Origin of the sequence: Actinophytocola algeriensis (assembly GCF_014203735.1) — a bacterium.
Taxonomy (GTDB): Bacteria; Actinomycetota; Actinomycetes; order Mycobacteriales; family Pseudonocardiaceae; genus Actinophytocola; species Actinophytocola algeriensis.
On the sequence record NZ_JACHJQ010000002.1, the window covers coordinates 36,702 to 48,347 of the forward strand.

The following is an 11,646-nucleotide window of genomic DNA, read 5'->3' on the forward strand; positions in this document are numbered from 1 at the left end:
CCGGTGCACGACGCTCGGTGCGGAGGATGCGGGATTCGAACCTGCGCGACGCTCTTCACGCCGACCACCGTTTTCGAGACGGCTGCCTTACCTGGCTCGGCCAATCCTCCCGTGCGGACGCGGTACCGCGCGGATCGAACGCGCGCCGGGTCACCCCGGACCTCGGATCAGCAATCCGGTGCCTTGCCACTCGGCCAGCCCTCCTGCGCCGCGTGCCCTTACCAGGATTCGAACCTGGACTGACCGGATTCTGAGTCCGGTGCCTCTTCCGTTGGGCTACAAGGGCGTGAAATACATTTCCGAGCACGCGAAAAAGAAAGCCGCCCGAATCGGCAATCCGATGGGCGGCTCCCTCGATATGACGAGTGTTCACGTCATGGTGGGGAGCCTCCGCAGCTCAGAAGCAGTGACGAGCCCAGAAGCCGGCTGCCACGGGACGAGCGCGAGAGAAGCTCTCGACTCCACCTGCCCACCATGGACACCTCCTCCGGAATTCCTCGTACGGGTCATATATTCACCTGTCAACCGCTGCCCTGTCAACGGATTACGGACATAGATGTCGGGCATAATCGGCGCCATGACCGAAGATACCGAATGGGACGCCTACGCGGCCACCTTCGACGAGGAGCCCGACCACGGGCTGCGCGACCCAGCCGTCCGCGCCGCGTGGGCCCGGCTGCTGCTCCCGCTGATGCCGGCAGCTCCGGCACGGGTGGCAGACCTCGGCTGTGGCACAGGCTCGTTGTCCGTGCTGCTGGCCGCCGGAGGACACCACGTGCGGGGCCTGGACCAGTCGGCCGCGATGCTCGCGATCGCCACCCGGAAAGCCGAGGGTCTGCCCGCCGAGTTCCGGCAAGGTGACGCGTCGGCCCCGCCGTACCCGGCGGCGAGCTGTGACGTGGTGCTGGCCCGGCACGTCCTGTGGGCCCTGCCCGACCCCGACGGCGCCCTCGCCCGCTGGACCGCCCTGCTCGCCCCCGGCGGCAGGCTGGTGCTCGTCGAAGGACACTGGTGCACCGGCGCCGGACTGCCGGCCGCGGAGTGCGAGGCCCTGGTCCGCCGCCACCGCCAGGACGCGATCGTCACGCCGTTGACGGACCCCGCGCTGTGGGGACGAACCGTCGACGACGAGCGCTACCTGCTGGTCAGCTGAGTCTCAGCACCGCTCCGTCCGGCCCGAACGCGCCGCCGTCGGACCCGGCGAGGGCACTCATTCCACGCTCGTTCCCGGGGCCATCACGTCGTCCATGCCGCCGGACGCGCGCCAGTGGCGGAGCAGTTCGTGGTACGCGACCGGCCCGGCACCGAACTGGATGTTGATGGGCAACGGCATGCCTTCGTTGTTGTAGTAGCCGGGCGTGCACTCGGACTGGAACGCGAAGCGGTCGACGGCCTTCTCGTCGATCGTCCTGACCCAGGCCCGTTCGGCCTCGGCGGTCGGTTCGACCACGGTGACACCGCGCCTGCGCGCCTCGGCGACGTGGCCGGCCTGCTCGTCGAGAACGTGCGTGAAGTTCACGGACGGGGCGTTGTGCAGCGGGCCGAGCTGGAAGAGGTTCGGAAACCCGTTGCTGTAGCAGCCGTGCAGCGTGCGGGGGCCGGTCGACCACGATTCGAGCAGCCCGGCCCCACCCCGCCCGTACACGGGCAGCCTGCCGGTGAACACGTCGGAGAGGCCGACCTGGAACCCGGTGGCGAAGATGATGCAGTCGACCGGGTACTCCCGCTCCCCCACGACGACCGCGTGCTCGGTGACGCGTTCGATCCCGCCGTGGTCCGCGGTGTCGACGAGCGTGACGTTGGGGCGGTTGAAGGTCTGCAGGTAGTGGTCGGAGAACGTGGGCCGCTTGCACAGGTAGCGGTACCACGGTTTCAGCAGCTCCGCGGTCGCCGGGTCCTCGACGACCGCGTCGACACGGGCCCGGAGCGCGTTCATCTTCCGGAAGTCGGCGATCTCCTCGTCCCGCTCCCGCTCCTCGGGTGCCAGGCCCGCGTAGTTGTCGGTGGGGATGAGCTTCTGGAAGAGCCGGGCGCTGCCGGTCCACGCGTCGGCGACCAGGTCCTCGTCGGCGACCCCGCCGTGCACGACGGTGAGGAAGTTCTCCCGCCGCCTGCGCGCCCAGCCAGGGGCGAGCGACGCGGCCCACTCCCGGTCCGTCGGCCGGTTGCCCCGGAAGTCCACTGTGGAGGGTGTGCGCTGGAAGACGTACAGGTGCGCGGCGTCGCGGCCCAGGTGGGGCGCCACCTGGATCCCGCTGGCGCCGGTGCCGACGAGCGCGACCCGCTTGTCCGCCAGGCCGGTGAGCCCGCCGTCGGCGTCGCCGCCGGTGTAGGCGTAGTCCCAGCGGCTGGTGTGGAAGGTGTGGCCGGCGAAGGTGTCGACACCGGGGATGCCGGGCAGTTTCGGCCGGTCGAGCGTGCCACCGGAGATGACCACGTACCGGGCGCGGATCCGGTCACCGCGATCGGTGCGCACGACCCATTCGGCGGCGTCGTCCGACCAGCGCAGCTCCGTGACCACGGTCTGGAAGCAGACGTCCCGGTAGAGGTCGAACGTCCGCGCGATCGCCCGCGCGTGCCGCCGGATCTCCTCGCCCGGCGCGTACTTCCACGCGGGGACGTAGCCGACCTCGTCCAGCAGCGGGAGGTACACATAGGACTCGATGTCGCAGTGGATGCCCGGGTAGCGGTTCCAGTACCAGGTGCCGCCGAAGTCGCCGCCGCGCTCGATCACCCGGATGTCCTCGACCCCGGTCATCCGCAGCCGGGCGGCGGCGACCAGGCCGCCGAACCCGCCGCCCACGACCACCACCTCGACGTGGTCGTCCAGCGGCTCCCTGGCGCGCCGTTCGGTGTACGGGTCGTAGGCGAAGTATCCGAACCGGCCGTCCGCGGGGCGGTACTGCCCGAGCCCGTCAGGCCGGATGCGGCGGTCCCGCTCGGCGCGGTACTTCTCGCGCAGGACGTCGGGATCGAAATCCAGGTCGCTCGAGAGGTGCACAACCTCGCACTATGGCAGTCACCCGGCGGGCAGGGAACCGGTCTCATCCTGACGTACCAACCGAATGCGGCTGTCGCCGGCCGGTGTGGCCCGGCCGGGCAGGGGACTACCGGGCCGAGGCCAGTGCCACCGGCGTCTCCTGGCCCGGCCAGGTGCCGGTCAGGACGGCGCCGCCGAGTTCGGCGCCGAGGCGGCGGGCGACGGTCAGCGTGACGGTGTCGGTCACGATCACCGCCGGGTCGTCGCCGTCGGTCCGCACGACCTCGCCGACCGCCGGTACCACCGCGTCCCCGGGGGCGGTGCTGGCGATGGCCATGCTCGGCGCGCGGCGCTCGACCCCCTCCACCAGTTCCTCGGCCTGACCGGTGTGGCCGAGGATGGCGGCCGCCAGCACCGCGGCGTACACCGGGTCGCCGGTCCCGTCGTAGATCCACCGCTTGCCCAGCACCGAATGCTCGGTGGTGCCGAGCAGCCAGGCGTCCCCGCCGGCCAGCGGCGCTTCGCGGTACGTGAGCGGCACCTGGTGGACCTGCCCGTCACCGACGCGGACCAGCATCGTCTCGATCCCGACCGCGCCCGCCGGGTCGTCGAACCGGTAGCCGGCCACGCGCTCCAGGTCACCGGCCGGCGCGTCGTACCAGGGGCGGCCCGGCAGCCAGCCGGTGAGCAGTTCGAGCTTCGACGGCCGCAGCGTCGCGCGGTGGATCAGTGCCATGCGGACATCCTAGAAGCCCACCACCGCTGTGACGCCCTGACAGAATTTGTCTCACCGGGGGGATCGTCGGAGAAAGGGAGACACGTGTCCTTCGAGTTCAGCAGGCGCAAGGCCCTCGTCCTCGGTGGTGGAGCCGTGCTCGGCACCCTGGCGGGCGCGGGCACCGCCTCGGCGGCCTCGGAATGGTTCCGGCTGCCCGTCATCACCGCCAACATCGGCCGCGACAACCTCACCGCCCGGGAGGATGCGATCCGCGACGTCCGCAACGGTGACGCGACACGTCCACTGGTGGGCTGGCAGGAGATCAACGAGGGCGACACCGGCGAGCCCGCGATGATCGACAAGCACTTCGGGAGCCTCTACCAGAACGCGTTCCTGCGACACGACACCGCGTTCCGGGTGCCGATCTCGATCCCGCGGCCGTGGGTGGTAGTGGACTCGCAGGCCACCTTCGTGCACGGCGGCATCGAGGGCGTCACGCCACCACGCTGGATCACCGAGGTCACCGTCCGGCACGAGAGCCACACCGCCCTGCGGTTCACGATGATCAACACCCACTACATCGCGAACGCCTACAACGGTGCCCGGAACCCGAACCTGCGCGACGAGTGGGACCTGCTCAAGAGCATCCACAAGGAGCGGGTGCTCGCCCACCACCGGCAGGGCCGCCTCGTGATCTGGACCGCGGACACCAACAACCCCGACTACCGGAAGGCCACCGGCTGGGACGCGGAGAAGCAGGTCTTCACCGCCGGCATCGACCGGATCAACTGGATGCCGGGTGACGGCACGGTTCGGCTGGAACTCCTCAACACCAGGTCGATCGACATGCGCGTCGACGGCCACGACGCCCGCGTCGCGATCTTCCGGATCCGCCTGGCCTGACCCGGCTTCCGTCGTGGCGTCTTCCGGCCAGCAGGGACCGGTCCCGACACCGCGGGCTTACTTTCCCACCATGAACCCGTTTCGACGTCCTCGTCCGTGGGTGCGGCTCGCGTCCGTCGTCGCGCTTGGTTTCGCGTTGTGGCTCCTGCTGGTGCCGCGGATCGCGTTGTACTACGTCGACGACGGTGGCGAACCGTACGGCGTCGACGTCAAGTACGCGTGGGGCCGGGGCACCAGCGACCAGGTGATGGTCCTGCCCGCCGACCTGTTCGGCGAGGAGGACCCGGTCGCGGGCAGCGGCGGGGAGGACGGGGTGGTCACCAGCGTCCGGCTGAACTGCGGCCTGGTGTTCACCTCGGGCGACAACGAGGCGGACAGCCCGGGCGGCGCGGCGGCGTGCTCGGAGGTCGAGACGCCGCGGCTGGTCGGCGGGCTCGGGCTCGCCGTCCTCGGCGTCGCCGGGTTCGTCGTCGCGGGTCGCCTGCTGTCCGGCAGGGACACCAGGGAGCACGCCTAGGGGATCCGCGGGAGGTCATCGGCCCCGCGACCGCCCGCCGGTGGTGTTGAATGTAGCGGCGGCGCCTGGGGGGCCAGGTGAGAGAAGGACCTACATGAGAACAAGGTTGACAGCGGCTGTCGGATCATCCGTGGCGGCCGTCGCACTCGTCGTGGCCGGGGCCGGCCCCGCGCTCGCGATCAACTCCTACAACGCGACACCCGCCCCGGAGCGGACCGAGGTCGGTGCGCTCGTGGCCACCTGGGACGACGACGACAACCCGGCCACGCCGGACCGGGTCGACTGGGTGTGCTCCGGCACGATGATCGACTCGAACACGTTCCTGACCGCCGCGCACTGCACCGCGCCCTTCACGTGGCCGGCGAACGTGCGGTTCTACGTCTCGCTCGACCAGGACGTGCAGGCCGGACTCGACAAGGGTGCGGCGGAGCACCCCGGCGACCCGGTGGCGGTCGCACGGTCGGTCGGTGTCGAGGGCGTGGCGCACACCGAGGCGGGCTACCCGGGCAACTCGGCGGACTCGCACGACATCGCGGTGGTCGAGGTGCCCGCCGCCGCGATGGCCGCCCGCTGGACGTTCACCCCGGCGACGCTGCCCACCGCGGGGCTGCTCGACCGGCTCGGCCCGCGGACGCTCGACATCACGGCGTTCGTCGTCGCCGGCTACGGCACGCAGGAGGCGCAGCGGGGTCCCGGCGGTCACACGCATCCGGGTGGCGGCGCGCGGATGAAGGCGCCGGAGTCGTTCAACGCGCTGAACAAGACCTGGCTGCGGCTCGCGATGACCGCACCGCAGGGCAACGGCGGCGCCTGCTACGGCGACTCCGGCGGCCCGAACTTCGCCGTGCTGGGCGGCAAGCTCGTGCTCGTGGCGACCACGATCACCGGTGACGCGCCCTGCTACGCCACGAACGTCGTCTACCGGACCGACACCCCGACGGCGCGCTCGTTCCTCGCGCCGTTCGTCGCCCTGCCGTAGGAAAGCAAGCACTTCCCAGGACATGGGAAGGCGCCCCCCGAGCTGTTCCGGTACCGGCATGCTCAGTACCGGGACAGCGAAGGGGGCAACGGAATGGCGGACCTCACCGACGAAGCCACCTACGACCGCGTACGGCTGGGCCGACGGGCTTTCCTGTCGCTGACCGCGCTGACGGCCGCGTCCGTTCCACTGTGGACACCCGGCACGGCCGTCGCGGACACCGGGCCGATCGTGAAACCGTTGCCCGAGGACACGTTCATCGTCCACGGCACCAACGCCGAGACGCGGTGGGAAGCCCTGGCGGACATCGGGAACCTGGTGCCCGCCGACCGCTTCTTCGTGCGCAACCACACCGGGACACCGCGGTTGTCCGCCGACACCTGGCGGCTGCGGCTGTTCGGCACCGGCCTGCGCGGCACTCCCACGGCGGACAACCCCTCCTCGATCAAGTGGCTCGGCAGCACCGAGGTGTCCGGCACCCCGCTCTTCTCACCGTGGAACACGCGGTTCTACCGGTTCTTCGGGCCGGACTACCCGGCCGAGGGCGAGCTGGTCGGCGAGCAGAACACCAAGAGCGCCTTCGAGTTGCCGTGCCAGGGCACGCTCGCCGCCGGGCGCGTGCACCAGCTGCACGGCCGCTCCTGGTCCGGCGCGGGCGGCATCCGCAAGGTCGAGGTCAGCGCCGACGGCGGACGTGCCTGGCGGCGCGCGACGCCACACGGCAACGGCCGTGGCTGGCAACGCTGGTCCGTGCCGTGGCGCCCGGCGGGCCCTGGCTCGTACCCGCCGCGGGCCCGCGCCACGGACACCACCGGCGCGACCCAGCCCGCGGTCGCGCCCTACAACACGCAGGGCTACCTGTTCGGTGCCGTGGTCGACCACCCGGTCACCGTCACGTGAGGGCCGCCATCGCCGCCGCCGCGACCGAGGACAACCGGTCCCTGGCCTCCTGTTCGCTGGTGTAGGGCTGGATCGACAGCAGCGCGATCGCGTACGCGTGCCCGGTGCGCGCGTCGTACGCGACGCCCGTGCTGTGCAGCAGGTATCCCGCCGGGGCGTACTCGACCCAGGCCTGTTTGGCGTAGTGCCTCGGCGACGCGCCCTGGTGCAGCAACCCGTAGTCCTGCGCGAACCCGTCGGTGGCGACCGGGGTCGCCGCCGACAGCGCGCCGACGATCACGGCGGCGTCCCGCGGTGCCATGTCCCGCAGGACGTACCGGTAGATCCCGGCCATGTCGGCCGCGGTCACCTCCGCGTCGCCCCACATGTCGGCCGCCCCGGACGGGAGGCTCGCGGTGAGGCCGAGCCGGTCCGCGACCCTGCCGATGCCGCCCGCCCCGTCGTGCCTGCCCCACAGCGCGTTCATGGCGTTGTCGTCGCTGCTCGACAGCGCGCGGCCGACCAGGTCGAGGTCCTCGGCGTCGAGGGGCCTGCCCTCGGCGCGGTGCCGGTCGAGCACGTCCACCGCGAGGATCAGCTTGGTCAGCGACGCGGCCATGAACTGCCGCTCCCCGTCGCTGCCCGCCACGAGCTCACCGGTGGTCACGTCCACCACCGCCACCCCGAGGGTCATCCCCTCGGTCGCCGCCCCCTCGGCCGCCGCGACCAGCGCTTTCGGCGGCACGACGGGGACCGGCGCGGCGGCGGGTTCGGTCGGCTCGACCAGGCTCGCCACCGTCGGCGGCTGGGTACGGGCCTCGGCGGTCGCCTGCGGAGGGCGCGAGCCCTGCTTCGCGGCGGAGGTCGTGACCGACCACGTGACCAGCACACCCGCTGTCACCACGACCGCCACCAGTGCGGTCCAGAGCAACCAGCGGGTTCTCGGTCTGGACATGCCTCACTCTAAGTCCACAGCGGTCTGTTTCCGGCGGTACTGTGAAATTTCGGGAAACGGCATGAAAGGGGCCCTGTGTTGGCGCGAGTCCTGCGGTCCGCACCGATCGTCGCGCTGCTGGTGGCCCTGACCGCGTGCACCGGCGAACAGGCCGCGCCTCCGGCTCCGACAGCGCCGTCCGCGTCGTCTGTGCCGACAGCGCCCGCCACGACAGGCAGGACCGCTCCCGCCGACGGTGTGTACGTGTCGGTCGGCGACTCGTACGCGACCGGCTACCGGCCCGCCGACGACGGCGCGCCAGCAGGCGCCACCCGTGACGGCTTCGCCCACCTCGTCGCCGAGCGGACCGGCATGCGGCTGGTCAACGTCGGGTGCAGCGGCGCGACGTCGGCGAGCCTGCGCGACGAGCCGGGCTGTGCGGAGTTCAACCGGGCGCCCGGCGCGCCCGACCCCGGGGGCCGGACGCAACTCGACGCCGCGGTGGCGGCGCTGCGCGAGAACGAGGGCCGGGTCGGCCTGGTGACGGTCGTGATCGGCGGCAACGACCTCACGCCGTGCGCGACCGCGCGGGACGTGCTGACCTGCACCTCCGAGGCCGTGGCGGAGATCCAGGCGAACCTGGCCGCCATCCTGCCCGTGCTGCGGGAAGCGGCGGGGGACGCCCCGATCGTCGGCCTCACCTACCCCGACGTGTTCCTCGGCGCGTGGGTGTCCGCCGCGTTCCCCGACGGGCAGAACCTGGCACGCCAGTCGGTGCCGCTGTTCCGCGACTTCTTCAACCCGGTCCTCGAGGCCGAGTACGAGAAGGTCGACGCGACGTTCGCCGACGTCACGGCGGCGACCGGCGCCTACGAACCGTTGACGGAGACGACGGAGGACCCCGCGTACGGTCCGGTTCCGGCGCCGGTGGCGAAGGTGTGCGCGCTGACGTACTTCTGCGAGCACACCGACGTCCACCCCACCCCGGCCGGGCACGAGGCCATCGCCGCCGCCGTCCTCAGCGCGGCGAACTACTGATTCGCCGCGAACTCCTCCCGGTTCCACAGCGCGAAGTAGAGGACGTCCGTCCACCAGCTGAGGCCGACCGGGTTGTCCGTCTTGTCGTCGCGCGTGTTGTCGAAGTCGTCACCGAGCACGAGACCGTGGAAGGCGCCCAGAGGTGCCCCGGACTGCTGAGCCGCCGCCTTCGCCAGCACCGCACCGGCCTCCGTGACGTCGTCGGGCAGCGCGTCGATGGCCGCGCCCGCCTCCCGGCAGCGATCGAGGTGCCCCTCGATGGCCGTCCGCAGCGCGTCCTCGTCACTCTCGATCATGGTGTCGAGCTCGATGGTCTCGAGCAGGAGGTACCGGTCGCGGTGCGCGTCGAGGAACTTCTCCGCCTCGTCGAGCCCCGCGCGCAGGTCGGCCGAGTCACTGGCGGCCCGCGCGGCGGCGGCGAACTTCGTCAGCCTGGCGTAGCCCGCGTCGAACTCACCGCTGATCGCGTACAGCTTGGTCCTCCGCTCCGCCGGGTCGTCGTCGAACCCGTCGGAGATCAGGGACGCGCACAACCGGGGATCGCCGGACAGGAGCACCAGGTAGGAGAACGGGATGGCATAGGGCCATTCCGACAGCCCGGAGATCGTGTCCGGCCGATCCTCATAGGACTCCGGCCGGTTGTCGAGGCTGTAGAGGTACGAGCGGTTCGCCATGGTCGGATCCTACGGTGCGGCCGGCCGGGGGTCAGAAGGCCACCGGCAGTGCCGTCAGCTGGTGGCCGACCGGACGGACCGGCGTCACCTCCGGTTCACCCGCGCGCCGGATTCCCGGGTACCTGGCCAGCAGGAGCCGGAAGCACTCGTCCGACTCGACCCGCGCCAGCGCGGCCCCCAGGCAGTAGTACGCGCCCATGCCGAACGCGACGTGCCGGTTGTTCTTGCGCGTGATGTCGAAGCGCAGCGGGTCGGGGAACACCGCGGGGTCGTGGTTGGCCGAGTACACCGCGAGGAAGAGGTGCCCGCCGGGCGCCATGTCGTGCCCCGCGATCGTCGTCGGGTCGATCACCTCGCGGACGACGGTGATGACCGGGCCGCCGTGGCGCAGCATCTCCTCGATCGCCGACCGGGTCAGCTCCGGCCGGTCCAGCAGCAGCGCGAGCTGGTCCTGGTTGTCCAGCAACAGGTTCAGCCCACCCGCGATGAGGTTCGCGGTGGTCTCGTGGCCGGCGAACAACAACAGCACGCAGTTGGCGACGATCTCGTCCTCGGTCACCACGCCGTCCCGCTCGGCGGCGGCGAACATGCTGATCAGGTCGTCCCGCGGGTGTGTGCGGCGGTCGGCGAGGATGCCCCGGAGGTAGTCCTGCATCTCGAGGACGCTGTCCTGGCTCACGGCCAGCTGCGCGGCGCCCGCGTTGCGGAACACGACCCCGATCTGCCGCGACCACACCCGCAACCGCTCCCGGTCTTCGGCCGGCATCCCGAACATGTCCGCGATGATGTTGGCGGGCAAGGGATACGCCAGCTCCCGAACGACATCCATGCCACCGCCCGTGCTGTGCGCGGCGTCGAGCAGCTCACCGGTCAGCTCCCGCACCCTCGGCCGCAGCCCGTTGACGGTCGCGGGGGTGAAGTAGCGCTTGAGCAGTTGCTGGAACCGGTGGTGGCCTTCGGCGGTGGTGTGCCCCATCCACATGTCGATGGACATCCGCAGCGGCCGCAACGCTTCCTGGTCGGCGGCGCTGAGCCGCTCGAAGCCCTGCGTCGCGTTCGCGGCCCGCAGCGCGGGGTTCTTCATGGCGGCCAGGACGTGGTCGTAGCCGGTGACGAGGTACGCGCCGAGCGCCGGTAGCCGGCTCACCGGGGCCTCGGCGCTGATCTCCAGCAGGTACTCGAGCGGGTCGGGCGCGCCGAGCAGGTCGTAGGACGGCAAAGTGGCGGACTGGTTCCCCATAACCCACCAGTGTTCCCGAAAACCGGGTGATCAGATGATCAGCGGCCGGACAAGGGCTTTCGCGTGCACGCGGAAAGGTGTGGCCGGCGCGGGAAGTCCCGCACCGGCCACGCACTCAGGCCCCGACCGGGCCTATGCACACGGTCCGCTTCGGCTGCGGATAGACCCTCGCGTCCTCCGCGGCCTCGGCGCCGCAGGCGTTCTCGTCGGCCGTGCCGTCGACCACCCTGGTGATCTTCACGTTGGCCTCGTCGCTGTCACAGGCGACCTTCTTCTCCTCGCCCGCGGAGATCATGGGGACCGACAGGCAGTCGCCTTCGGTGGCGTTGAGCATGAGGCAGAGCTTGTACTCCTGCTGCTTCCCGCCGGTCTGCTGGTACTCGGAGTAGGAGTCGGCCGGGCACGGCCCGTCCGTGTCGTCCAGGTACACGCCCACCTCGTAGAGCGCGGCCTGCTCGCCGCAGTCGACCTTCTCGACCTCGGCGTCGAACCGGCCGCCCTCGACGACCTGGATGCAGTCACCCGCCGAGTACTCGGGTGCGGGCGGGTTGAGCACCTTCACGACGATGAAGGCGGCGACGCCACCGAAGATCGCGATCAGCACGCCGAAGATGATGATCTTCATCGTCTTCGCCGAGGGATCGGTGTCCTGGTCGTGCGCAGGCGGTGTGACGTGGGCGTTGCCCGCGGGTGGCACAGTGGGGGTTGTCATTTCGATGTGGCTCGTATCCTGCTTGGTCTCAGAGTTCAACGACTGCGCCACATGCTAGGAAGATCGGCCACG

General features: G+C 71.0%; 12 protein-coding genes and 3 tRNA genes. 6 read left to right on the top strand and 9 right to left on the bottom strand.

Annotated features, from left to right (window positions below):
• Positions 1–20: 20 nt before the first annotated feature.
• The 3 genes from FHR82_RS06430 to FHR82_RS06440 all read right to left on the bottom strand — a co-directional run bounded on the left by FHR82_RS06430 (position 21) and on the right by FHR82_RS06440 (position 286).
• Positions 21–110, bottom strand: a tRNA-Ser gene (locus FHR82_RS06430).
• Between the two features lie 8 nt (positions 111–118).
• Positions 119–201, bottom strand: a tRNA-Ser gene (locus FHR82_RS06435).
• Positions 202–213: 12 nt separating this feature from the next.
• Positions 214–286: transfer RNA gene (locus FHR82_RS06440), tRNA-Leu, on the bottom strand.
• 291 nt (positions 287–577) lie between these two features.
• Between FHR82_RS06440 and FHR82_RS06445 the strand changes: the two genes are divergently transcribed.
• Positions 578–1,153 carry a class I SAM-dependent methyltransferase gene (locus tag FHR82_RS06445; RefSeq protein WP_184809382.1) on the top strand — a complete coding sequence of 192 codons (576 nt, stop codon included), beginning with the start codon at positions 578–580 and terminating at the stop codon, positions 1,151–1,153.
• A 57-nt stretch (positions 1,154–1,210) separates the two neighbouring features.
• Here the strand turns inward: FHR82_RS06445 and FHR82_RS06450 are convergent, their stop codons facing one another.
• Together FHR82_RS06450 and FHR82_RS06455 are read right to left on the bottom strand one after the other, a co-directional pair.
• Positions 1,211–3,001: a flavin-containing monooxygenase gene (locus tag FHR82_RS06450; protein ID WP_184809383.1), complete on the bottom strand. Its 1,791-nt coding sequence runs from the start codon at positions 2,999–3,001 to the stop codon at positions 1,211–1,213.
• A 106-nt stretch (positions 3,002–3,107) separates the two neighbouring features.
• Positions 3,108–3,716 (bottom strand): CG0192-related protein, encoded by a 609-nt coding sequence (locus tag FHR82_RS06455; protein ID WP_184809384.1) that lies wholly within the window; start codon positions 3,714–3,716, stop codon positions 3,108–3,110.
• Positions 3,717–3,800: 84 nt separating this feature from the next.
• Here FHR82_RS06455 and FHR82_RS06460 point away from each other — a divergent pair, with 84 nt between their 5' ends.
• The 4 genes from FHR82_RS06460 (at position 3,801) to FHR82_RS06475 (ending at position 6,997) form a co-directional block, all read left to right on the top strand.
• Positions 3,801–4,601, top strand: a complete 801-nt coding sequence (locus FHR82_RS06460) for a hypothetical protein (protein ID WP_184809385.1) — start codon at positions 3,801–3,803, stop codon at positions 4,599–4,601.
• A 70-nt stretch (positions 4,602–4,671) separates the two neighbouring features.
• Complete coding sequence (locus FHR82_RS06465; protein ID WP_184809386.1) at positions 4,672–5,118, top strand: hypothetical protein; 447 nt, start codon at positions 4,672–4,674, stop codon at positions 5,116–5,118.
• Between the two features lie 130 nt (positions 5,119–5,248).
• Positions 5,249–6,097 (top strand): trypsin-like serine protease, encoded by an 849-nt coding sequence (locus FHR82_RS06470; protein WP_311770920.1) that lies wholly within the window; start codon positions 5,249–5,251, stop codon positions 6,095–6,097.
• A gap of 93 nt (positions 6,098–6,190) precedes the next feature.
• Positions 6,191–6,997 carry a molybdopterin-binding protein gene (locus tag FHR82_RS06475; protein ID WP_184809388.1) on the top strand — a complete coding sequence of 269 codons (807 nt, stop codon included), beginning with the start codon at positions 6,191–6,193 and terminating at the stop codon, positions 6,995–6,997.
• On the opposite strand, the gene FHR82_RS06480 is transcribed toward FHR82_RS06475, so the two are convergent.
• Complete coding sequence (locus FHR82_RS06480; RefSeq protein ID WP_184809389.1) at positions 6,990–7,931, bottom strand: serine hydrolase; 942 nt, start codon at positions 7,929–7,931, stop codon at positions 6,990–6,992. The two genes, FHR82_RS06475 and FHR82_RS06480, sit on opposite strands and share 8 nt — an antisense overlap.
• A 75-nt stretch (positions 7,932–8,006) precedes the next feature.
• On the opposite strand from FHR82_RS06480, the gene FHR82_RS06485 reads away from it, so the two are divergent.
• Entirely contained in the window at positions 8,007–8,948 is a 942-nt protein-coding gene (locus FHR82_RS06485) for a GDSL-type esterase/lipase family protein (RefSeq protein WP_184809390.1), read from the top strand.
• Here FHR82_RS06485 and FHR82_RS06490 read toward each other — a convergent pair.
• From FHR82_RS06490 to FHR82_RS06500, 3 genes are all read right to left on the bottom strand, one after another.
• Positions 8,942–9,622: a DUF7822 domain-containing protein gene (locus tag FHR82_RS06490; RefSeq protein WP_184809391.1), complete on the bottom strand. Its 681-nt coding sequence runs from the start codon at positions 9,620–9,622 to the stop codon at positions 8,942–8,944. The two genes, FHR82_RS06485 and FHR82_RS06490, sit on opposite strands and share 7 nt — an antisense overlap.
• Before the next feature lie 31 nt (positions 9,623–9,653).
• Positions 9,654–10,862 carry a cytochrome P450 gene (locus tag FHR82_RS06495; protein WP_184809392.1) on the bottom strand — a complete coding sequence of 403 codons (1,209 nt, stop codon included), beginning with the start codon at positions 10,860–10,862 and terminating at the stop codon, positions 9,654–9,656.
• A 115-nt stretch (positions 10,863–10,977) separates the two neighbouring features.
• Entirely contained in the window at positions 10,978–11,574 is a 597-nt protein-coding gene (locus FHR82_RS06500) for an LppU/SCO3897 family protein (protein WP_184809393.1), read from the bottom strand.
• Between the last annotated feature and the right edge of the window lie 72 nt (positions 11,575–11,646).